The organism is Vibrio sp. Vb1755 (assembly GCF_033338635.1).
Taxonomy (GTDB): Bacteria; Pseudomonadota; Gammaproteobacteria; order Enterobacterales; family Vibrionaceae; genus Vibrio; species Vibrio alginolyticus.
In genome coordinates, this window is sequence record NZ_JAWOTA010000037.1 from 2126 (window position 1) to 23977 (window position 21852).

The following is a 21852-nucleotide window of genomic DNA, read 5'->3' on the forward strand; positions in this document are numbered from 1 at the left end:
CTCTGGCTCTGGCTCTGGCTCTGGCTCTGGCTCTGGCTCTGGCTCTGGCTCTGGCTCTGGCTCTGGCTCTGGCTCTGGCTCTGCAGATGATACCTCTTGAGCCAACAGGTCAAGGTCTTCCTCAAGAGTCGTTATTTCAGTTTCATCATCCAGTAATGCATTAAAGTAGTCATCAAGTGCTTGTTCACTGGACAGCACATCATTACTGCTCATCGAACGCCAACCTCTCCAGGTAAATCAGTAGCTGTTTATAGGCAAACACACCACGGCTACTAGATGCAAAATGCGAAGCTGGCAAGTGCTTTAAACTGGCATCGCGGAACTTGGTATCAATAGGCACCGCTGAGGTCCACACTTGATTTGGGTAATCTTTTTTCAGTTGCATCAATGTCTGCAATGACGCTTTCGTGCGCTTATCGTACATGGTTGGGACGATAGTCACTTTGAAACCGCCCGGGCGAGATTTTTGCATAATGGTTAGCGTACGCATCATGCGCTCTAGACCTTTCATCGCCAAAAACTCTGTTTGAACAGGAATCAAAATTCGGTCACTGGCTGCCAACGCGTTCACCATCATCACGCCAAGGATTGGCGGACAGTCAATCAACACATAGTCATAGTCTTGTGAGACAGTTTGCAGCGCCCGTTTTAAGATTAATCCCATACCACTGCGATTACCCATTACGCGATCAAGCGTGGCAAGGGACATATGCGCGGGAATGATATCCATTCCTTCCAGCTCTGTTTCTAAAATCAACGGCTTAACCGTCTCACGAGAAAACGTCTTCAACTGGAATAAATCAAATAGGCTCGAAGTTACTGCATCAGGATCATAACCGAGATAAGTAGTCAGTGAGGCGTGAGGATCAGTATCAACCATCAATACTCGATGGCCTTTCTGGCTCAATAAGCCCGCCAATGTCACTGTTGAGGTGGTTTTACCCACGCCTCCTTTCTGGTTAGCTACACTCCAAACAATCATGATGAATCCTAAGCTAGGCCAACTTCCACCAACATGCGTTCAGCAATGCGGTCAAGCGGTAAATCTTCTGAAGAAATGCCTGCTTTAGCAACCGCTTGGGGCATGCCATAAACAACACAACTTTCTTCATCTTGTGCCCAAATTGTTGAGCCTGCAGACTTCAACATGCGAGCGCCCTCACGACCGTCTGCACCCATGCCTGTCAACACTAAAGAGAGCACTTTGTCGCCATATACTTTTGCGGCAGAACCAAAAGTCACATCCACACATGGTTTGTAGTTCATGCGGTCGCCGCCATCAATAATGCGAAGACGAGCAGCGCCCGCTCGTCCATCCACCATCATTTGTTTCCCACCTGGTGCAAGGTATGCCACACCGGGCTGTAACACATCGCCATCTTGTGCTTCTTTCACTTGAATCTTACACAAGGTGTTCAAACGACTGGCAAACGCAGCAGTAAACGTTGCTGGCATGTGTTGAATCAATACAATCGGATGCGGATAGTTCATCGGCAAACGCGTCAGAATTTTTTGTAGAGCAACGGGGCCACCTGTTGATGTGCCAATTGCCGTCAGTTGATACTTCTTACCAGAAGCACGGTACTTTGTCGCAGCAGGTCGAGTTGGTGTTGGAGTCACAGGTGAAGCCGTTCTTGAACCTAATGATCGAGTAGTCGTGCTGGTACTCGCTGTTGGGCGAGCGATAGGTCGACGCATGAAAGCGCGCTTCGAGGCAATCTGAATCACACGCTGTTGAAGTAATGACACCGCTTCTTCACGGTTACGCGCAATGTCCTCAAACTTTTTCGGTAAGAAGTCCAATGCGCCCGCATCTAGCGCATCAAGCGTAGCTTTCGCCCCGTCGTGGGTCAGGGACGAAAACATTAGAATTGGCGTTGGAGCAGCGGCCATTATTTCACGTACAGCTGTAATGCCATCCATCACTGGCATTTCAATATCCATCGTGATGACGTCAGGTTTGAGAGATTTGGCTTTCTCAACCGCCTCTCTACCATTTACCGCAACGTCAATCACTTCTAGGCGCGATTCTGAGTTGATGATTTCGCTCACGCGACGTCGGAAAAAACTCGAATCATCAACGACTAGTACTTTAATCGCCATCTTATTCCTTTTAATAACGTCAGCTTTGCTTAAAGGCGTGAAGCCGCAGCGTATCGCTTAAGTAAATCAGGCACATCTAGAATTAATGCAATGTGGCCATCGCTAGTAATTGTCGCACCAGCCATACCTGGAGTGCCCTGTAATAGATTATCGAGTGGCTTAATAACCACTTCTTCTTGACCAATAAGCGTATCCACAACAAAACCAACGCGTTGGTTACCAATCTGTACAATCACCACGTGACCGTGACCAGTACGCTCTTGGACGTTTCGCGATTTGGATGCTAACCAGTTTTGTAAGTAAAATAGCGGGATAGATTTCTCACGTACAATGATCGTCAGCTGACCATCTACCACGTTTGTACGGCTAAGATCTAAGTGGAAAATTTCACTCACCGAAGCCAGTGGTAGAGCAAACGGATGACCGCCAACACCAACCATCAGAGTCGGTAAAATCGCTAACGTTAGTGGTACTTTGATCGTAATCTTAGTGCCCTTGCCTAGCTCAGAATCGATATCGATTGAACCGTTTAAGGTATTGATCGCCGTCTTAACCACGTCCATACCCACACCACGACCAGAGATGTCAGAAATTTTATCTTTACTTGAGAAACCAGGTGCGAAGATAAGGTTGAAGCACTCTTTATCTGTTAAACGTGCCGCCGCATCTTCATCCATCATGCCACGCTTCACCGCGATGCCACGCAGTTTGTTCGGGTCCATACCGCCACCATCATCTACGATGGATAGTTCAATATGGTCCCCTTCTTGCGATGCTGACAAAATCACTTTACCTGTGCGTGATTTGCCGGCCTTCGCGCGTGCGTCTGGCATTTCAATACCGTGATCAACCGAGTTACGTACCAAGTGAATCAACGGATCGGCCAATGCTTCTACAAGGTTCTTATCGAGATCGGTTTCTTCACCGCGCATTTCTAGCACGATGTCTTTATTTAGGTTACGAGCCAAGTCACGGACAACGCGCGGGAAACGGCCAAACACTTTCTTAATTGGCTGCATACGCGTTTTCATTACCGCGCCTTGTAGATCCGCAGTTACCACATCAAGGTTAGCGACCGCTTTGGACATCTCTTCGTTGTCGCTATTCAAACCAAGGCTTAATAGGCGGTTTCGAACCAATACGAGCTCACCCACCATGTTCATGATGGTATCAAGCGTCGAGGTATCAACACGAACGGTTGCTTCAGCCTGAGGTTTTTTAACCGCTGGTGCTTTAGCTTCTTCTTTTACGGCGACTGGTTTAGATTCTGGCTTTGGTGCTGGCGCTGTTTGAACGGGTGCTGGCTTAGCAACAGGCTCAGGTTTCGCAGGGCTTTGCTCTACGTTTGCTGAAGCAGGCTTCGTTGCCATATCCAATTCTTCTAGCGTTGGACCTTTACCTGAACCATGTAGCTCATCGAGTAACTTTTCGAACTCTTCGTCCGTCATTAAGTCACTGTCTTGATTTGATGAAGATGACACTGGAGCGGAAGGCTCTGCCGCTTTAGGTGGCTCTACTGGTACGGATGCAGATGCAGCAGCCTCTGCCGTAGAAGGGCTTTTTCCTACACCGTGCAGTTCATCGAGTAAACGTTCAAACTCATCATCAGTGATATCACCACTTTCAACTGATGGCGCACTCGATTGAGGCGGTTCAGATGGCGTTGTAGATGTCGCAGACATTGAGGCGCCTGGCGCTGAACCTTTACCATGAAGCTCATCAAGTAGCTTTTCGAATTCGTCTTGGGTAATTTCATCAACAGAGCCGACACTTGATGGTGCTGACGGCGCAGCAGGTTCTTCGATGATAGGCTCGGGAATAATAGGCTCTGGAGTAGCCACTGGTTCTTCAACTACGGTTGCCGCTACTTCATCTTCTGACTCAGGTTTGCATAGACGATGAAGTTCTTCAAGAAGCTCAGGGTCCGCAGCTTCTAACGGCTCACGATCTTGAACAGCCTGGAACTGGGTATTAACCGTATCCAAGGCTTTTAGCATCGTATCCATTAAGTTTTGCGTTACCGTGCGTTGACCGTTTCGTAAAACGTCGAACACGTTCTCCGCACCATGACAAGTATCGACTAGCTCTGCCAATGAAAGGAAGCCGGCACCGCCTTTTACGGTATGAAACCCGCGGAAAATAGCATTAAGTAAGTCTTTGTCTTCTGGGTTATTTTCCAATTCAACCAACTGCTCAGAAAGCAGCTCGAGAATTTCCCCAGCCTCAATGAGAAAGTCCTGAAGAATATCTTCGTCTAAATCGTAGCTCATACGTTACCTTTAAAATCCAAGACTGGACAACAAGTCATCGACTTCGTCCTGCGATGAAACCGCATCTTCTCTCAGTTCTGGATGAAGAATCGGGCCTTCGGCTTCGCTTGTTTGTGTATTCTTTTTATCTGCCGGTTCTGACAAAACTTGAATATGTTCTTCAAGTTTATTTCCAGAGAATACGGTTAGGATTTCCACTAAGCGGCCTTCAACTTCATTAACCAACGTAATTACGCGGCGAATGATTTGGCCAGTTAGGTCTTGGAAGTCTTGCGCCATGAGAATTTCGGTCAATTGGCCGCGCAATTCAGTGCTGTCACCTTCGACTTGCACTAATAGCCCGTCGATTCGGTGACACAGTGCTTTAAATTCGCTTAATTCTATGCGCCCGTGCATGAGTTCATTCCATTGAGGACGAACTTTTAGAAGGCAATCATGCAGGTTATCAGCGATAGGAAGGCAGCAGTCGACCGCATCCATTGTTTTGTTGGCTGCAAGCTCTGTCTTCTCGATCACATAATTGAGACGATCCCTAGCGTTAGGGATTTCGTCTTTCGCAATTTCGGTCATGCGCTGATCGAGACTGAACTGCTTGAGTGATTCGTGAAGGTCTCGAGTTAACGCTCCAATTTCTTGCAGCATTGGGTTATCGGCACCTTCGTAGATCGAGGCAACAAGCATATTGGCTTGGTCTTGTTCCCCGTTTTCTAGCATTTGAACGAGTGACTTCGCCTGCTCTAGTGAGATCATTCTGAATAGACCCTTTTACGTTTAGTTCTTCTTATCACTTTGAAAACGCTAAACGAGTCATTTAATAGGTATTTAATAATTGGTATGAATGACTCGAATAACAAAGAGAAAGAGAGAGTTATAAACGCTCGAAAATTTTATCTAATTTTTCTTTTAATGTTGCAGCAGTAAATGGCTTAACAATGTAGCCGTTTACACCTGCTTGAGCAGCTTCAATGATCTGCTCACGCTTCGCTTCAGCCGTGATCATTAGAACTGGCAGATGCTTAAGTTCTGCATCCGCGCGGATGTGTTTAAGCAAATCGATGCCTTGCATACCTGGCATGTTCCAGTCAGTTACAACAAAATCGAAGTCACCTTTTTTCAGCATTGGTAATGCGGTTAAACCATCGTCCGCTTCTTGAGTGTTATTGAAACCCAAGTCACGAAGCAGGTTTTTAACAATACGGCGCATTGTTGAGAAATCATCAACAATAAGGATCTTCATGTTTTTATTCAAAATTGCCTCCACTGAATCGTAAAATCAGTGTTTTTAGTCATTTTGTGTCCACGCACTGAGCTTGGTACGTAAACGTTGCATCGCTTGACTCAGTATTTGACTTACGCGAGATTCGCTTACGCCTAACACATCGCCAATTTCTTTCAAATTGAGTTCTTCATCATAATAAAGCGAAAGAACCAAAGCTTCACGCTCTGGAAGCTGTTTTATTGATTCAACCAGTGCTTTTCGAAATGATTCATCAACTACCCCTTTGAATGGGTTGCTGTCATCGGTTTCATCCGCCGGTGAAATCACATCATCAGAAACGCCTAAATCTTCAATACCGACTAATTTTGAGCAGTTGATATCGGTAAGAGCACTATGATATTGATCCAGTGTCATACCGAGATGCGTGGCTACTTCAGAATCAGTAGGATCTCGATTTAATTCGCCTTCCAGCTCCGCAATCGCTTGGTTAATCTCTCGATTATTTTTATGAACAGAACGCGGTACCCAATCGCCTTTACGCATGTCATCTAACATTGCGCCACGAATACGGATACCTGCATAAGTTTCAAAGCTCGCACCTTTAGAACCATCATAATTCTGCTGAGCTTCGATAAGACCGATCATGCCGGCCTGAATTAAATCCTCTACCTGAACACTCGGCGGTAAACGGCCTAGTAGGTGGTGAGCAATGCGCTTAACCAACACTGAATAACGTTCAATGAACGCCTGCTGGCTATTAAATTTGCCATGTTGGTCATAGGTTATCGCTTTATTCACCAAAAGGGTCCTCTGCGAATTCGGTACGATTTAGCAACCTTTCCACAAAAAATTCCAAGTGTCCACTTGGTGTTTTCGGTAGTGGCCACGTCAACGCTTTGTTTGCTAGTGAGCTGATAGCTAAAGCGGCAGGCGAGCGTGGGAACGCATCAACGACAATTTTTTGTCTTTTTACAGCCTGTCGTACTTTATCATCTAATGGAATACATGCTACGAGTTCAAGGCTAACATTCAAGAATCGCTCTGTGACTAGTGTCAACTTTGCAAACAATTCTCGCCCTTCACGGTAGCTTCTGACCATATTTGCTACAACTTTAAAGCGTTGAACTTGGTGTTCTTTACTCAACAGCTTGATTAATGCATAGGCATCTGTGATTGACGTCGGTTCATCACACACAACTACAACCACATCTTGAGCTGCTCGCGAAAAACTGATTACCATGTCAGAGATACCAGCAGCGGTATCAATCAGCAGGACATCCATTTCGTCTTCAAGACTACCAAATGCTCGAATGAGTCCAGCATGCTGAGCGTGAGAAAGCTCTGTCATGCTCTGTGTGCCAGAAGTTGCAGGAATTATCTTTATACCATAAGGCCCTTCGACAATCGCATCTTTTAGCTCACATTCACCCGCTAAGACATGTCCTAGATTACGTTTTGCACGAATTCCGAGCATCACGTCCACATTGGCCAGACCTAAATCAGCGTCGAGAACCATCACCTTCTTGCCTTGGCGAGCCATACAAATCGCCAGACCCAGTGTTACGTTTGATTTCCCCACACCACCTTTGCCGCCAGTAACAGCAATCACTTTGGTCAACGATGGTTGTGTTAAGCGACGGAGGCCGCTTGCTTGATCGTGTATCATATTCTCAGTCATAGTAGTCCGCCGCCTTAGAGTCCTTCACTGTCACTGTTCCAAAAGTGAGGTTCGTTCTCTGTCGACTTCTCTAACAGTTCATTTGCTTTCGCAAGCATATATTTTGGTTGCGCTATCACAATGTCTTCTGGTACGCGCTGACCATTAGCGATGTAAGCTACTGGCATTGCGTTTTGAATCACTACACTGATGAATTCGCCTAGGCTTAATGACTCATCAAGCTTCGTCATAATACAACCCGAAAGTGGTATACGTCGGAAGTGATCCAGCGTTTCTTGTAGAACACGACGTTGTGCGGTAGCCGGCAAAACAAGGTAGCTGTGAATCACTTCCCCGCTCTCTTGCATTAGAGTGTCGAGCTGCTCGGAAAGCCTCACATCTCGTTGCCCCATCCCTGCCGTATCGACCAAAATCAGTCTTCTGTTTCTTAGCTGATATATAACATCGGCTAACTCGTTAGAATCTTTAGCAACTCTTACGGGACAACCCATAATTCTTCCATAAATTGAGAGTTGCTCATGTGCACCTATGCGATATGTATCTGTTGTCACAAGGGCCACATTGTCGGCACCGTATTCCATGGCTGCGCGTGCTGCGAGTTTCGCTACGGTTGTTGTTTTCCCAACCCCCGTCGGACCCAACAATGCGACTACGCCACCACGTTTTAAAATGTCCTGTTTAGGAATATTGATTTGATCCGCCACCAGCGACAATAACGCTTTCCACGCTCGCGCTGGCTTTGTATCTTCCGGGATATAACAGGCCATCTGGTCTGCTAACTCCGGAGAAACGCCCATTCGCTCTAAGCGCTTAATCAGCATTGCTCTTAGTGGCTCACGACGTTCTACTTCTTGCCACATCAGACCAGAAACTTGGTGCTCCAACAGACGACGAATTGACGTCATCTCTTCGCGCATGCTTTCTAGCTCATCGGCCGATTCGTCACGCTCATCACTTGGGCGACGTCGGTCATAGCGCGTCGGGTCCAGCTTGGGCGTCGGACGTTCAAATCGATTGTCCTGTGCGATTAGCTTCGCCAAAGGTGAATCTGGTTGATATGGCGCTGGCTTTTCTTGGTTGTAGCCGTCGCGATGCTTATTTTGGCGTTGCAGCAAAGCAGAGAGCGAATCTTCATTTTCCGCTACGTGGTCGTCAGCATCTGCTGCACCACCGCTATATTGCTTAAGCATATTAGCGAATCGCTGCGTCATTGAGCCTGTTTTTTCATTGTTACTGTTATTACTGTTCAGGCTAATTTTATCTTCATCTAAATGACGATCTTGGTAACGATCAGCAGAAGACGATGACATTTGACGATGTTCGTTATAGCGATTCGATTGAGAAGCACCGCGATTTTGCTGTGACGCTGCGCTTGCTTGAGACGGATTAGATTCACTATCTATCGCCGCAACAATCGCTACTCCACCAGCCACTTTCTTGTTTGACATGATCACCGCTTCCGCGCCTAACTCCTCTTTCACTTGGAGCAGCGCCGTTCTCATGTCTTTGGCAAAAAATCGCTTTATTTTCAAACTATGAATCCATTAATGATGCGTGAGATCAGTTACCCACGGCTTGCACAATTCTGATCTGTTTTTCATCCGGGATTTCTTGGTAAGACAGTATCCGGAGATTAGGTATTGTGTTCTTCACAAATTTCGCCAACGTCGAGCGTAATACGCCGGAAGTAAGCAGAACGGCAGGTTCGCCTTTCAGTTCTTGTTCCTGTGTCGCTTGGCTTAGTGAAGACTGCAATCGCTCAGCGAGTCCCGGTTCAATCCCCGCAGATTCGCCTCCTGATGCTTGCATAGTTTGATGCAATATTTGTTCCAGTTCGGGTATCAAAGTAATCACTGGTAACTCAGGCTCTATACCATTGATTTCTTGAACAATTAGACGTTTAAGACTAATTCGAACTGCTGCCGTCAATATGTCAGCTTCTTGACTCTTACTTGAGTACTCAGCCAAAGTTTGAACAATCGTGCGAATATCGCGGATTGGAATGGCCTCGTTTAACAAGTTTTGTAGGACTTTCACCACCACACCTAATGGTAATTGGTCAGGAACAAAGTTCTCGACCAACTTAGGCGCGCTGCGTCCCAACATTTCTAATAAATTCTCTACTTCTTCATGACCAATTAGCTGTGATGCGTTGTTGGTCAATAGCTGGCTTAGGTGCGTCGCTAATACCGTTGATGAATCAACAACCGTATAACCCAGAGCCTGCGCGTGCTCACGCTGATCTTCTCGGATCCATACGGCTTCCAGTCCAAAAGCAGGGTCAATGGTTGGCTCACCATCAATCATGCCATACACCTGACCTGGGTTAATCGCTAGCTCTTGATCCGGACGAATCTCTGCTTCGCCCACCGCAACCCCCATCAATGTAATTCGGTAACTGTTTGGGGTCAGCTCAAGATTGTCACGAATATGAACCGCTGGAATTAGGAACCCAAAATCTTGCGATAACTTTTTACGCACGCCTTTTACGCGCTCTAACAGTTCCCCACCTTGGTCTCTGTCCACCAAAGGGATTAAGCGATAACCGACTTCCAAGCCAATAATATCGACTGGCTGGACGTCATCCCAAGACAGTTCGCGCTGTGAGGAAGGTTCTGTACCTTCGTCTGCTGTTGCTGGTAAAGCGGGCTCTTTCGCTTTCTGCTTCTGCCGTTTGTCGATGAAATATGCCGCTGCACCGGCCGCGACTGCCAGGCTCAAAAACGCAAAGTGTGGCATGCCCGGTACGATGCCCATCACACCAAGAATAGCCGCAGTAATCATCAGCGCTTTTGGGTTGTCGAACATCTGGAAGACCAGTTGTTCCCCCATGTCTTCATCGGTGTTTTGGCGCGTCACCATCATTGCCGCTGCAATCGACAGCAATAGCGATGGGATTTGTGCGACCAAACCATCACCGATTGTCAGTAAGGTATAGATTTCAATCGCTTCACCGAAACCCAATCCATACTGCGCCATACCGATCGACAGACCGCCGACGATGTTGATAAACAGAATCAAAATACCGGCAATCGCGTCACCTTTTACGAACTTCGAGGCACCATCCATCGAGCCATAGAAATCCGCTTCTTTGGTCACTTCAAAACGACGAACTCTTGCCTGCTCTTGGTCTATCAATCCGGCATTCAAGTCGGCATCAATCGCCATTTGCTTACCCGGCAACGCATCAAGCGTAAAGCGAGCACTTACCTCAGAGATACGACCCGCACCTTTGGTCACCACCATAAAGTTGATGATCATTAAGATGAGGAAAACCACTAGGCCGACCGCGTAGTTACCACCAATAACGACGTTACCGAACGCCTCAATTACGTTACCTGCCGCATTACCGCCTTCATGACCATGCAGTAAGACGACACGAGTCGAGGCAACGTTCAAAGCCAAGCGGAGCAACGTGGCGATCAGCAATACCGTTGGAAAAGCAGCGAAGTCCAAAGGGCGACGTGTGTAAACGGTCACTAACAACACCACCATCGACAGCGCGATGTTAAAGGTGAAGAACATATCCAGCAAAAATGCTGGAATCGGCAGTACCACCATCGCTAGGGTGGCCAAAACCATCACCGGAGCACCAATAGCTGGCATTTCACGTTGAGGGATTCGTGGCAATTTATCTGCAAACGGCAGGCTTAACTTCATACTGCGAGAGATCTCAATCGATTGAAGCGTCACGTAAGCTCTTACTATTAATACGCGACCGCTTTAGCCTAAAAGTTTAGGTAGGGTTGATAATTAAAGCGTTTTAAGCAATCTATGTACCATAATTAGCGCCAAAATAATGACTAAACACTCAAATAGAGCTTAGCTTTTGATCAAACGAGCTTTTTTAAGGCTTTACCGCTTTTCGTATCAATGACGGTGCTCGGGCGGGATTGGCAAATCATAATCTTGAATTTTCGGGCGCTGTCCACCTCGTTTTCGGTATTGCTTCAATTGGAATACAAATGCCAAAACCTGAGCGACGGCAGTAAATAACCCATCGGGGATCTCTTGCTCGAGCTCTGTCGTGTGGTACAACGCACGAGCCAAAGGTGGTGCGGGCACAATCGTAATGTCATGTTCGCGGGCGACTTCTCGAATCTTCATCGCCATGTGGTCAGTACCTTTAGCGATCACGACTGGCGCACGGTCTGTCTTCTGTTTATAACGAAGCGCTACCGAGAAGTGCTCTGGGTTAGTAACAATAACATCAGCTTGAGGAACGTCCGCCATCATTCGACGTTGAGCCGCTTCCCTTTGCAACATACGAATACGGCCTTTCACTTCCGGCTTACCTTCAGTCTCTTTGTATTCGTCTTTGACTTCTTGCTTGGTCATTTTTAACTGATCGGCGTGCTGCCAGATTTGAAATGGAATATCGATGGCAACCACAATCAATAGCGAGCAACTGATCAGCAAAATAAAGTTCAGCAAAATATCTAAAGCATGGAAGATGTTTTGCGGATACGCATCCATGCTCAATTGAATCAGATCGGCCTGTGATGCTTGGATCAAATAGATGGCGACACCAGTGACCAGAACCACTTTAAGGATTGATTTGATCAACTCTACCCAGCTTTGCATTCCAACCATTCGCTTTAAGCCGCTAAACGGATTCATTTTCGACAGCTTGGGCATGGCCGCTTGGGCAGAAAAACTGATTCCTCCCACACCTGCTGCTCCAATCATGGCGGCGGTAAACAATGTCGCTAACACCAAAAATAGTGGGAACAACAAATCACTCATCGCGCCCAAAGCGATATCAAACAGTTTTGCAGTATCGAAAATCTCTTCTCGTTGAAGATCAAATAAACGGCTCATGATGGAAAACAATGAACGTGCTAACGCCTCGCCAAACCACATCAATGAAATGGCGCCAACGATCAGCACAGATGCTGATGCAAGCTCTTTAGATCGAGCGACCTGCCCCTTTTCTCTGGCTTGTTGTAACCGTCGGGGCGTGGCTTCTTCGGTGCGTTCCTGACCGTCTGATTCTGCCAAATCTTAGCACTCCAAGCGAATAAGCCGACAAATCTGCGCCTCACCCACTGTCCAGAACATTTCATAATGACTGTATAGACCAGCCAGTATGTACCAACAAAGTAATAGACCCACCATCAAAGCAAAAGCAAAACCAAGCGAGAAGATATTCAGCTGTGGTGCGGCACGGGTCATTACACCAAACGACAAGTTAATGGTCAGTAGCGCAATAATGCCAGATAGAGACATACTCAGTGCCGTTTGGAACATAATACCAAGCCAGCCTGCCATTTCACGGAAATCAACCGCGTTGAGCGAGCCGGAGCCAATCGGCAAAGTTTTAAAACTGAACACCACCAATTGCAGCATTTTTAAGTGTCCATCGGTGGCAAGGAAAAACATTGTCGTTAAGAACATGAATAACTGGCCAAGCAATGGCGTGTTCTGACCATTTGCGGGATCAACCATAGAAGCAAAGCCCAAACTTGATTGCATACCCAATATTTGACCAAGTAGGACAAAGGTTTGAATCATAAATTGAGTAACCATACCCATCGCTATGCCGATGATCATTTGCTCGGCAATGGTCATGAAGCCACGAAACGAGAGTAGCTCAATGTCTTGAGGTACAGCGGGGATGGCTGGCATGACAGCGAAAGTGATGGCTAAACCGAGGTAAAGGCGGATTCTTGGCGAAACAAATCGGGCCCCGGTTACTGTCATCACCATCAACATGGATGAGATACGAACATAGGGCCAGAAGTAGTTTGCGATCCAATCTAAGACAACGCTAGTGGGGTACTCCATAGGCGCCTCTAATAAAGCACCTGAGGTAAGCGTTCAATCAAGCCATAGAAATATTCCATCAACATTTGCGTCATCCAATGCCCAAACAGCATCAGGGCCAAAAGCGTGACAATCAAACGCGGTAAGAAGCTCAATGTTTGTTCGTTGATGGATGTCGCAGCTTGAAAAATCGCAACTACAAGGCCGATCAGCAAGCTTGGGATGATAATAGCGCAGACCATGATAAGCACCATCCAAAGTGCTTCACGGAAAAGCTCGACAAACATTTCTGGTGTCATGTCTTATCCTCTATCTGCGCTTATCTAAAGGGCAAAGCTGCCCGCAAGTGTCGAGAGTATCAAGTTCCAACCATCGACCAATACGAACAACATCAACTTGAACGGCAACGAAACAATCATTGGTGACAACATCATCATACCCATTGCCATCAGTACCGAAGCGACTACAAGGTCAATAATCAAAAACGGCAAGAAGAGCATAAAGCCAATTTGGAATGCAGTTTTTAGCTCTGAGGTGATAAAAGCCGGAATCAACACCGCCATCGACACATCTTCTGGATTCTCGACTTGCTCTCCTGACATGGTTACGAACGTCTCCAAATCTTTGATTCGGGTCTGCTTAAGCATAAATGCTTTCATTGGCGCTTGTGCAGCATCAAACGCTTCTCGCGCCGTAACTTGCTCGTTCAAATAAGGCTGAACAGCTTTGTCGTTGATTTCGTTCAGGACAGGAGACATAACAAAAAAGGTCAAAAACAGCGCAATACCAATAATGACCTGATTAGAAGGCGTTTGTTGCAAACCCATTGCCTGACGCAATATCGACATCACCACCACAATTCGAGTGAACGAGGTCATCAGAATCACCATGGCAGGCAAGAAGCCAAGCATGGTCATTAACGCTAAAATTTGTAGTGTAACCGAGTAGTCTTCACTGCCATCAGGGTTCGTGGTCATGGTGAATGCTGGAATACCACCGCCACTAGAAACGGACATAGCACGGCTAGCACCAGTATCACTTTGCATAGCCTGAACTGTAACACCACTTCCATCGGCTAAGTTATCTGGCAGCGCTGACTCCTCTGCTTCAGCAAAGGTAAATGAAGAAAACAGCACGCCGACAAAAAGTAACAACGTACTCAGGAGCAAACGAATTGGATTACCCTTTGTCATGTTTTTTGATCAGCTGGCTAAATTGAGTCGCAAAAGCATTGGTCGCCAACTCTTCCTCTTTCAGTGGCTTATCTAACTTGGCTAAAGTTTGGATCGATTGGCTAGTAATCCCAACCAAAAACTGTTCTTCACCCACTTGAACTACTGCGATTCTTTCTTTTGTACCCACTGGCAACTGACTCACTATACGCAAGCCCTTTTGTTGTCCCATCGCTGGCACTTGCATACGTTTCAGCAACCAAGCCAGCAAAAGAATCACGCCGATTACAAGCACAAGCGAGCCAAGTGTCGTCGCAAGATCCAGATTATTTGGTGCGGCAGCAAATGCATAAGGAGCACTTAGCATTAAGCTCAGTGCTCCAGTGATTTGCTTCAATCGCATTTTGATTGAACGACTCATCTTAACGCAGCTTCTTAATTCGTTCAGTTTGGCTGATCACATCCGTCAAACGGATACCAAACTTATCGTTGACGACCACGACTTCGCCGTGAGCAATCAAAGTACCGTTAACCAATACGTCGAGCGACTCACCGGCTAGACGATCCAACTCAACAACCGAACCTTGGTTAAGCTGCAACAGGTTCCGAATGCTAATTTGAGAACGACCGACTTCCATCGAAATCGTCACCGGGATATCCATAATAGTGTCGAGTTTACGACGCTCATCTTCGCTAATTGGGCTTGAAGTGTCTTTTAGCTCTTCCAGTGGCGCAGCCAATACTTCATCTACGTCTACAGAAGGGGCAGACGGGTCTTCGCCAAGAGCGGCTGCCCATTCGTCTGCTAGCTTTTGATCGTCACTTGGTTCCATTTTTCTATCCTGTGTTACGCCTTACTCATGCCATAGCATGTCTGTTTAATAAGGTATCTTAATGGTCTATATCGTCTTCATTCTCAAGCTCGGACATGATGTCTTTACCTAAGAAAGCTAAATCTGTTTTGACGACATGTGGGCGCTCAATTTCCTCAGAAATTTGCACCGCTAATTTGTCTTCCGAACGACCCATTTTTACGCGATAGGTCGGTAGGTCTTCTACAAACATCGTCGCATGTTCTGGCATTTCAATCGGGATGATGTCGCCCGGTTGCAGCTCCATGAGATCACGCAAAGAAATGTCTTTTTCGAGCAAGTTCACGCGGAAGTTAACCGGACAATCCATGATCTCTTCACGTAGTGCTGAGCTCCAGCGAACGTCCGTTTCCATCTTGTCGGACTGAACACCTGCATCCAATAGTTCACGGATAGGCTCAACCATGGAGTAAGGCATAACGACATGAAAATCGCCGCCACCGCCGTCAACTTCTATATGGAATGAACTCACGACAATCACTTCTGTCGGGCTGACAATGTTTGCCATACTTGGGTTTACTTCAGAGTCGAGATATTCGAACTCTACCCCCATCACTGGCGACCACGCTTCTTTATAATCTTCAAATACAATTTTCAGTAACAACTGAATGATGCGGCGTTCCGTTGGGGTAAATTCGCGGCCTTCGATTTTGGCGTGGAATCGACCATCACCGCCAAAGAAGTTTTCTACCAGAATAAAGACTAAACGAGCCTCCATGGTGATCAACGCAGTGCCTTTTAACGGACGAAAACGCACCATGTTCAAACTGGTTGGCACGTACAATGTGTTCTGGTATTCACCAAACTTCATCATCTGCACGCCATTGATCGACACCTCTGCCGTTTTACGCAGCATATTAAACAGACTAATACGCATGTGCCGTGCAAAGCGCTCGTTGATAAGTTCGAGCGTCGGCATTCGACCACGTACGATTCTGTCTTGCGACGAGAAATCAAAATTGACGGCACCCTCAGTGTCGTTTTCTATCGGTTCATCGACGTCATCAACATCGTCAACCCCATGCAATAGCGCATCAATTTCGTCTTGGCTTAATAGATCGGTCACGTTTTACCTATTGAATAACAAAATCTGTAAACAGTACTTTTTCAATCACTGGCTTACCGACCGCAGCATTCAGCGCTGCTTTGATATCTTCGGAAGCACGATCGCGCAATTCCACTCGTCCTGTAGGAGAGCGCAATTGATCAACCGTCGCGGAAGCAAACGTTGATAGCATAGAGCTTTCAATCAGTGGCGAATGATACCGCGCCAACTCTTCATTTTCTGCACCGCGAACCATTAACTGCGCTTTAATTTGAACCAGCCTATCGCGGCTATCCCCAGTAACGTTAAATACAAATGCCTGAGGAAGATTCACATACGCGATGGGCGCAGCATCCGATGCCTTCACTTGAGCCTGTTGAGACGATTCAGCATGAGCAGGTTCATCAGAGCCCATTAGAAAAAATGCCGCTGCCCCGCCACCAAGTAGTAATACTACAACAGCGATGATGATGATAAGTAACTTGCTTTTTCCTTTCGGCGCATCGGCCCCTTGTAACTGTTCTTCTGCCATTCTTGTCTCTTATTGTTTTTTGAGTTACCAAGACGTTTTAGTGAGTTGCTTGGTAACCATATTCCATTGCCGTTAAACGGCCTTTTATGCGTAAAAACTAATTCCATCACGCTTTGAAGCGACATTCAAATCCAGATTGACATCAGATTCAAAACCCTCTTCGGACTGTCCAGAAAAACCGCCACTTTGCGCGCTTTGACCATGTTGTTCAGCAGTATATCTACCTTGCTGTTGCCCGCTGTTTTGTTGCTGGACGGAAGAATCAGCCAGCTGCATACCTTGTTGCGCTAACATTTCTCTCAAACGAGGGAGCGTCTGTTCAATAATGTCACGAGCTTGCGGGTTGTTCACTGTAAAATGTACATTGGCAACGTCGTTATTCATGGTCATACGAATTTGCATACGACCTAACTCTGGTGGATCAAGACGAATATCGAGATTTTTCAGATTCTTCGACATCATCATTTGCACTTTTTCCGCAACTTGCTCGTTGGCCAGCTCTTTAGTTAGTTGCAACGGAAACTGAGCTTGTTGTGCAGCATCAATACGCGCTTGTTGCTGTACATTAATTCCTTGCTGACCTGCCATAGCCTGAAGCTGTCCAGCGAAACCGTGTTGGAGGTCCGGCTTATCTTGTTTATCAGCAGTCGCCTTTAGCGCACCAGTCGCCAATGCTGCGTTCATCACTTTCTGGCTAATCTCTCCGTCTTTCACACCTTGAAGCGACGTCGGCACTTGCGCGGCTATCAACGTATCAGGCGTTGGAGATAATGCGACTTTATCTCCACTATGAGCAGTTTGTGGCTGGGGTACTTGAGCCGCTGTATGCTGGATTTGCTGAGACACTGCCATAGGTCCAGCCTGGCGAGTTAAATTATGTTGTACTTGTTGCTCTGCGAGAATCTGTTTAATGTCATTAGGGAGCGCAACAAATTGGGCAAGGTCTTGCTCAGGAATATCCGCCGTGATCCTTCCTTGTTTCAACCCTTCAATGATCTGAGCTTCTTGCTGAGTCAGTGGTTTTCCTTGCGCCAACTTGGTATCTATAACTTCAAGTTCATCCAAGGAGACTCGTGGAAGCGCGTCGATGTTGGAACCATCAACGTCTGTTAACAACGGCGACAGCTCATTAGCTACTTCACCACTGACTGCGCTCTTAGCCGTCGGATGGCTGGCTTGTTTCGCTAGCTCTTGCCAAGCAGCAAACTCAGGCGAAAGTTTGTCGACATCGATAGGTTGACCATTCTTATCTAAAATTGGCTCTAAGTCTTGTCCTGGGATCATCTGTGCTTGTTCAAGCGAATGAACTGATGGCGTTTCATTCAAAGCCAGCTCATCAAGATGTGTCGAAACGGTTGCTTGCTCGTGGAACGAATGCACTAAATTCGCGCTCTGAGGCAAAACTTTGCCACTATCGATGGATGCATTACTCGCATTCAGGGTTTGATTCGCTTGTTCAATTCGACCAAGAAGCTGTTGTCCTTCGCCCATCGTGCTTTTTACGTCCATTGTATTTGATGGGTTACTCGTATCAATTGATGTTGATTTCACTTTTTCAATAGCTTCAACATCATGCTCCAAAGGTGTGCTGTTACTCGCCTTTTGTAAACTTACTTCTTCACTTAAGGTTGCATTCGGTTTGTTTGCTGATATTTCATCAAAATCATGGGTCCCGTCACTGACGGATTCTTGGCTTTCTTGCGCCAACAATTCGTCCGAGACGTTAGCAGAAGAAGTACTGCCTACATCCGCTCTTTCTTTTTCTTCAACCACTGTCGATTCTGTTGCTACTTTTTCGGGCTTTTGTTTACCAGCAAATGCATCGGTTAACGTTTCTAAAAATCCCTTGCTCTCAGTGCTCTCTGCGGACGCTTTAGCGGACACATCAGAAACTGGCGTCTTGGTAGTCGCAGATACATGGGACAAATTCACACTCATTTAGAAACTCTCGTTCTCGTGGCTCTGAGCGTATCGCTGACAGACAGCAATACTGGCGGCAAACAAAGGTCAAAAAGACCCGACACTGACAGCTAAAATGCAAAAATCACACCACAATATTGAGCCAATTCTCGGCAAGCTAATAGATGGCATGTTTATGGAACAAACATCAACAGTACTATCCGAGAACCTGGTTCCTAACATGATGTACAGCTACTTGATTGACTTTGAAAAACGATAAGCGTAAACAGACACTTGGCTTAACAATTAAGGAATCACTTTGAAGATCACAGAATTACGCCAATATAGAATCAAAGCAGGCAAAACAGAACAGTGGCTAAGTTGGATGAAGGAAGAACTGTTGCCCTATCAACGTTCACAAGGCATGCGTGTACTGAATACTTACGTCCACACTGGTGATGATGGACATGACTATTTTGTTTGGCTTCGAGAGTTCGACAATGAACAAGCACGCCAGACTCTCTACGAAAAAACATACAACGAGTGGTGGGTTCGCGAGATTCGACCGAAGGTGTTTGAGTTAATTGAACAAGACTCAATCAAAGTTACCTTACTTGAATCGGTAGAGATGTAGTCAGCTGCAACACCGTAATGCAATATCGAACCAATAACCTTTAGAAACGATGTGGTTTTCGACTGTAAAGTAAGGTGGAAAACTCGTCCATTTGCTTTTGTTCGCGCTTAGCTTCAGCAAGTTGTTTCTCTTTTTCGCGTTTGTCTATCATCCACTCATAGGATTTGCGTTCTTTACGCACGGTTAACCAATATTCTTTACAGTTTTCAACCTGCTCTTTGAAATGACTTTCTGCTTGCTTTTGCTTAGATAAAGTTTCATCTAGCTGGGTAAGGAATCGATTTAAGTGTCCATATTGACTTGCCGTTAGGCCCGCCTGACCACGGTCGACGAGTTGCTGGCAATAATCAAGCCGATACTTTTCAATTTGTTCAACCTGACGGTAATAATCTTCGAGTTCAGAACGCGCTTTGTTCAGTGCAAGCACAGCTTGGTCTTCACGATCCTTAGTTTGCTCGAGTAGAAACTCCATCGCGTTATTCATGCGTTATCAACCACCCAAAATGTTTCTAAGCATATTGACGCACATATCGTATGGCACCGATTCTTTCATGCTCTGCTGCAAGTATTCGTCTAACTTCGGTTTCAAAGTAAATGCGCCATCAATAGCAGGATCGGTACCCGGTTTGTACGCTCCAATCGAGACCAAATCTTGATTCTTGCGATAAATAGACAAGACCTGTCGCACCGCTTTTGACATCAGAACGTGCTCTTCGGTCGTGATTTGCGGCATAACACGGCTCACCGACTTCTCGACATCAATCGCCGGATAATGGCCTGCATCCGCCATTTCACGAGAAAGAACAATATGGCCATCAAGAATGGCTCGCGATGCATCCGCTATCGGATCTTGCAAATCATCCCCTTCGGTCAACACGGTAAAGAACGCCGTAATCGAGCCTTGCTCGGCACTTCCATTACCCGCTCGCTCAACCAGCGCTGGCAGCTTGGCAAATACAGAAGGCGGGTAACCTTTCGTCGCTGGCGGCTCACCAACAGAAAGTGCGATTTCACGCTGTGCTTGTGCAAAACGAGTCAACGAGTCCATCAATAGCAGAACATCTAACCCTTGGTCCCTGAAGTATTCAGCAATCGTTAATGCCGTTTGGCACCCCTTTAAGCGCATTAGAGGTGAAGCATCGGCAGGCGCCGCGACCACCACTGAGCGGCGACGACCGTCCTCACCCAAGATCTCTTCGATGAACTCTTTAACTTCACGTCCACGCTCACCTATCAGGCCGACGACCACAACCTGTGCGGTGGTGCCTCGCGTCATCATGCCAAGCGTGACCGATTTACCCACACCAGAACCTGCAAACAGACCGATACGCTGACCTTTACCAACCGTCAACAAACCATTGATGGCTTTTAGGCCAACATCGAGCGGTTCAGAAATTGGTTTTCGAGCCAACGGGTTGATCGGCTCGGCATTAAAAGAGGCACGGTGATCGGTATACAAAGGGCCAAGTCCATCAAGTGGATTCCCAACCCCGTCTATCACGCGCCCAAGTAACTCCATGCCGACAGGCAAACCAGCGTCACTGGTTAAAGGGGTGACTCTCGCGCCAGGTAAAATGCCCGTAATTTGTTCGCTTGGCATTAAAAATAGGTTGTCACCTGAAAAGCCGACAACCTCGGCTTCCATCTGACCTGACATGGTTTCCACTAAGCATAAACTGCCAATTGGTGCGCGACAGCCGGTTGCTTCCAACGTTAACCCAACCACACGCACCAGTTTGCCAGAGGCGACAGGGCGCGTCGTAAGGCCTTCAACTTTGTAGCTTTTTAAGCGGTCAGCGAGTGCTTGCATGGATTACTCACCCTCTTGATGACGGTTTGCGCCACAAAAGCTGTGCAATACGCTTTTGACGCGTTCTTCCATGCGATAATTAATGCTTGATTCACCTGCTTCAATCTGGACGTCACCTCGATTGAGCGATGGCTCAGCAACTAACGTCCAGTTGCGACAATTAAGGTCTTCTTCACCATAAGCTGAACGAATAATCGCGACATCTTCTGGATTCAGGTGCAAGGTAATAGGGTGGCCTGATATTGGTAGCGCTTCGACCGACTGCTTCACCGTATCTAAAATAATTTGAGGGTTGGTTTGTACTTCAACGTGCACCACTTCTTTAACTAAACAGAGCACCATATCCACCAGCTGCTTTTCAACCTGAGCATTCATCAACTCCAAAGGTTGAGCAAACTGATTGGCCAAGTTCATGAAGGTTTCAACTTGCTGCTGAATGTATTCTTGCCCTGCAGTTACCCCTTCAGATTTTCCGAGCTCGAGACCTTCAGCATGGCCGGCTTGCAACCCTTCTTCTTTACCTTTGTCGTAACCTTGCTTAAAGCCAGCTTCCTGACCTTGATGTAAGCCTTCTTGATAAGCACCTTGCTTAATCAGTTCAATTTGTTCTTCGGTTAGCGCAAGTGGCTGCTCTTCTTCAGGCTCATCAAAATTCGGCACCCATCCCGGGTCATAGTTGAACGCGGTTTGTTTTGCTTGTTTGGCTTTAGGCTCGCCATAATCAGGCAGCCCCCAACGTTGAGGTTCGATCATCGAATCATCTTCATCAGGACGGATAAATCCACGTTTTCTATCGCCAGCCATGGGTTACCTATTGTGTGTTCGATTAAGAAGTGAGGGTGCTCCGCAATA

General features: G+C 46.7%; 23 protein-coding genes and 1 pseudogene. 2 read left to right on the forward strand and 22 right to left on the reverse strand.

What is annotated here, in order from left to right:
• From R7E00_RS20995 to R7E00_RS21085, 19 genes and pseudogenes are all read right to left on the reverse strand, one after another.
• Positions 1 to 213, reverse strand: a pseudogene (locus tag R7E00_RS20995) (chemotaxis protein CheW); the annotation flags it as partial.
• Positions 203 to 982, reverse strand: a complete 780-nt coding sequence (locus tag R7E00_RS21000; RefSeq protein ID WP_176311123.1) for a ParA family protein — start codon at positions 980 to 982, stop codon at positions 203 to 205. The gene R7E00_RS21000 and the pseudogene R7E00_RS20995, both read right to left, overlap by 11 nt.
• Positions 983 to 990: 8 nt before the next feature.
• Positions 991 to 2103, reverse strand: coding sequence for a protein-glutamate methylesterase/protein-glutamine glutaminase (locus tag R7E00_RS21005; protein WP_025767174.1), 1113 nt, complete (start codon positions 2101 to 2103; stop codon positions 991 to 993).
• A gap of 29 nt (positions 2104 to 2132) precedes the next feature.
• A complete protein-coding gene (locus R7E00_RS21010) occupies positions 2133 to 4373 on the reverse strand; it encodes a chemotaxis protein CheA (RefSeq protein ID WP_262606229.1) in 2241 nt (746 codons plus the stop codon).
• A gap of 9 nt (positions 4374 to 4382) precedes the next feature.
• Entirely contained in the window at positions 4383 to 5123 is a 741-nt protein-coding gene (locus tag R7E00_RS21015; RefSeq protein WP_005380502.1) for a protein phosphatase CheZ, read from the reverse strand.
• 118 nt (positions 5124 to 5241) lie between these two features.
• A complete protein-coding gene (gene cheY / locus R7E00_RS21020) occupies positions 5242 to 5610 on the reverse strand; it encodes a chemotaxis response regulator CheY (RefSeq protein ID WP_017635949.1) in 369 nt (122 codons plus the stop codon).
• Between the two features lie 45 nt (positions 5611 to 5655).
• Positions 5656 to 6390: an RNA polymerase sigma factor FliA gene (locus tag R7E00_RS21025; protein ID WP_005380499.1), complete on the reverse strand. Its 735-nt coding sequence runs from the start codon at positions 6388 to 6390 to the stop codon at positions 5656 to 5658.
• Positions 6383 to 7270 carry a MinD/ParA family protein gene (locus tag R7E00_RS21030; RefSeq protein ID WP_005380498.1) on the reverse strand — a complete coding sequence of 296 codons (888 nt, stop codon included), beginning with the start codon at positions 7268 to 7270 and terminating at the stop codon, positions 6383 to 6385. Before R7E00_RS21030 ends, R7E00_RS21025 begins: the two co-directional genes overlap by 8 nt.
• Before the next feature lie 14 nt (positions 7271 to 7284).
• Positions 7285 to 8802: a flagellar biosynthesis protein FlhF gene (gene flhF / locus R7E00_RS21035; protein WP_033907111.1), complete on the reverse strand. Its 1518-nt coding sequence runs from the start codon at positions 8800 to 8802 to the stop codon at positions 7285 to 7287.
• A 28-nt stretch (positions 8803 to 8830) separates the two neighbouring features.
• Positions 8831 to 10930 (reverse strand): flagellar biosynthesis protein FlhA, encoded by a 2100-nt coding sequence (gene flhA, locus R7E00_RS21040; RefSeq protein WP_262606248.1) that lies wholly within the window; start codon positions 10928 to 10930, stop codon positions 8831 to 8833.
• Between the two features lie 210 nt (positions 10931 to 11140).
• Positions 11141 to 12271 (reverse strand): flagellar biosynthesis protein FlhB, encoded by a 1131-nt coding sequence (gene flhB / locus R7E00_RS21045; RefSeq protein ID WP_238843029.1) that lies wholly within the window; start codon positions 12269 to 12271, stop codon positions 11141 to 11143.
• Positions 12272 to 12274: 3 nt separating this feature from the next.
• Positions 12275 to 13057 carry a flagellar biosynthetic protein FliR gene (gene fliR, locus R7E00_RS21050; RefSeq protein WP_005384463.1) on the reverse strand — a complete coding sequence of 261 codons (783 nt, stop codon included), beginning with the start codon at positions 13055 to 13057 and terminating at the stop codon, positions 12275 to 12277.
• 8 nt (positions 13058 to 13065) lie between these two features.
• Complete coding sequence (gene fliQ, locus R7E00_RS21055; RefSeq protein ID WP_005380488.1) at positions 13066 to 13335, reverse strand: flagellar biosynthesis protein FliQ; 270 nt, start codon at positions 13333 to 13335, stop codon at positions 13066 to 13068.
• 24 nt (positions 13336 to 13359) lie between these two features.
• Positions 13360 to 14229: a flagellar type III secretion system pore protein FliP gene (gene fliP / locus R7E00_RS21060; RefSeq protein ID WP_005394311.1), complete on the reverse strand. Its 870-nt coding sequence runs from the start codon at positions 14227 to 14229 to the stop codon at positions 13360 to 13362.
• Positions 14216 to 14629 carry a flagellar biosynthetic protein FliO gene (gene fliO, locus R7E00_RS21065; protein ID WP_005380480.1) on the reverse strand — a complete coding sequence of 138 codons (414 nt, stop codon included), beginning with the start codon at positions 14627 to 14629 and terminating at the stop codon, positions 14216 to 14218. The genes fliP and fliO overlap by 14 nt, the downstream gene beginning before the upstream one ends.
• A gap of 1 nt (position 14630) precedes the next feature.
• Positions 14631 to 15041 carry a flagellar motor switch protein FliN gene (fliN, locus tag R7E00_RS21070; RefSeq protein ID WP_005380479.1) on the reverse strand — a complete coding sequence of 137 codons (411 nt, stop codon included), beginning with the start codon at positions 15039 to 15041 and terminating at the stop codon, positions 14631 to 14633.
• Positions 15042 to 15099: 58 nt separating this feature from the next.
• Positions 15100 to 16146, reverse strand: coding sequence for a flagellar motor switch protein FliM (fliM, locus tag R7E00_RS21075; protein WP_017635951.1), 1047 nt, complete (start codon positions 16144 to 16146; stop codon positions 15100 to 15102).
• Positions 16147 to 16153: 7 nt separating this feature from the next.
• Positions 16154 to 16657, reverse strand: a complete 504-nt coding sequence (fliL, locus tag R7E00_RS21080) for a flagellar basal body-associated protein FliL (RefSeq protein ID WP_064368705.1) — start codon at positions 16655 to 16657, stop codon at positions 16154 to 16156.
• 84 nt (positions 16658 to 16741) lie between these two features.
• Positions 16742 to 18595 (reverse strand): flagellar hook-length control protein FliK, encoded by a 1854-nt coding sequence (locus R7E00_RS21085; RefSeq protein ID WP_064368706.1) that lies wholly within the window; start codon positions 18593 to 18595, stop codon positions 16742 to 16744.
• 97 nt (positions 18596 to 18692) lie between these two features.
• On the opposite strand from R7E00_RS21085, the gene R7E00_RS21090 reads away from it, so the two are divergent.
• Positions 18693 to 18836: a hypothetical protein gene (locus R7E00_RS21090; RefSeq protein WP_005394314.1), complete on the forward strand. Its 144-nt coding sequence runs from the start codon at positions 18693 to 18695 to the stop codon at positions 18834 to 18836.
• Positions 18837 to 18875: 39 nt separating this feature from the next.
• A complete protein-coding gene (locus R7E00_RS21095) occupies positions 18876 to 19190 on the forward strand; it encodes an NIPSNAP family protein (protein ID WP_042524102.1) in 315 nt (104 codons plus the stop codon).
• Positions 19191 to 19230: 40 nt separating this feature from the next.
• On the opposite strand, the gene fliJ is transcribed toward R7E00_RS21095, so the two are convergent.
• From fliJ to fliH, 3 genes are read right to left on the reverse strand one after another with little or no spacing between them, the layout of a single operon-like run.
• On the reverse strand, positions 19231 to 19674 hold the full coding sequence (gene fliJ, locus R7E00_RS21100; protein WP_005380474.1) for a flagellar export protein FliJ: 444 nt from the start codon (positions 19672 to 19674) through the stop codon (positions 19231 to 19233).
• Between the two features lie 6 nt (positions 19675 to 19680).
• Positions 19681 to 21000 (reverse strand): flagellar protein export ATPase FliI, encoded by a 1320-nt coding sequence (gene fliI, locus R7E00_RS21105; RefSeq protein ID WP_213896445.1) that lies wholly within the window; start codon positions 20998 to 21000, stop codon positions 19681 to 19683.
• 3 nt (positions 21001 to 21003) lie between these two features.
• On the reverse strand, positions 21004 to 21804 hold the full coding sequence (gene fliH / locus R7E00_RS21110) for a flagellar assembly protein FliH (protein WP_104979602.1): 801 nt from the start codon (positions 21802 to 21804) through the stop codon (positions 21004 to 21006).
• Between the last annotated feature and the right edge of the window lie 48 nt (positions 21805 to 21852).

Bases quoted from the DNA above. Each gene is read 5' to 3' on its own strand.
- fliL (WP_064368705.1), bottom strand. From the start codon at position 16,657: ATGGCAGAAGAACAGTTACAAGGGGCCGATGCGCCGAAAGGAAAAAGC.
- fliQ (WP_005380488.1), bottom strand. From the start codon at position 13,335: ATGACACCAGAAATGTTTGTCGAGCTTTTCCGTGAAGCACTTTGGATG.
- R7E00_RS21085 (WP_064368706.1), bottom strand. From the start codon at position 18,595: ATGAGTGTGAATTTGTCCCATGTATCTGCGACTACCAAGACGCCAGTT.
- R7E00_RS21005 (WP_025767174.1), bottom strand. From the start codon at position 2,103: ATGGCGATTAAAGTACTAGTCGTTGATGATTCGAGTTTTTTCCGACGT.
- R7E00_RS21090 (WP_005394314.1), top strand. From the start codon at position 18,693: ATGCAAAAATCACACCACAATATTGAGCCAATTCTCGGCAAGCTAATA.
- fliP (WP_005394311.1), bottom strand. From the start codon at position 14,229: ATGACAAAGGGTAATCCAATTCGTTTGCTCCTGAGTACGTTGTTACTT.
- fliO (WP_005380480.1), bottom strand. From the start codon at position 14,629: ATGAGTCGTTCAATCAAAATGCGATTGAAGCAAATCACTGGAGCACTG.
- fliI (WP_213896445.1), bottom strand. From the start codon at position 21,000: ATGCAAGCACTCGCTGACCGCTTAAAAAGCTACAAAGTTGAAGGCCTT.
- flhA (WP_262606248.1), bottom strand. From the start codon at position 10,930: ATGAAGTTAAGCCTGCCGTTTGCAGATAAATTGCCACGAATCCCTCAA.
- R7E00_RS21015 (WP_005380502.1), bottom strand. From the start codon at position 5,123: ATGATCTCACTAGAGCAGGCGAAGTCACTCGTTCAAATGCTAGAAAAC.
- cheY (WP_017635949.1), bottom strand. From the start codon at position 5,610: ATGAAGATCCTTATTGTTGATGATTTCTCAACAATGCGCCGTATTGTT.
- fliH (WP_104979602.1), bottom strand. From the start codon at position 21,804: ATGGCTGGCGATAGAAAACGTGGATTTATCCGTCCTGATGAAGATGAT.
- R7E00_RS21000 (WP_176311123.1), bottom strand. From the start codon at position 982: ATGATTGTTTGGAGTGTAGCTAACCAGAAAGGAGGCGTGGGTAAAACC.
- R7E00_RS21030 (WP_005380498.1), bottom strand. From the start codon at position 7,270: ATGACTGAGAATATGATACACGATCAAGCAAGCGGCCTCCGTCGCTTA.
- fliR (WP_005384463.1), bottom strand. From the start codon at position 13,057: ATGGAGTACCCCACTAGCGTTGTCTTAGATTGGATCGCAAACTACTTC.
- R7E00_RS21010 (WP_262606229.1), bottom strand. From the start codon at position 4,373: ATGAGCTACGATTTAGACGAAGATATTCTTCAGGACTTTCTCATTGAG.
- fliN (WP_005380479.1), bottom strand. From the start codon at position 15,041: ATGGAACCAAGTGACGATCAAAAGCTAGCAGACGAATGGGCAGCCGCT.
- fliJ (WP_005380474.1), bottom strand. From the start codon at position 19,674: ATGAATAACGCGATGGAGTTTCTACTCGAGCAAACTAAGGATCGTGAA.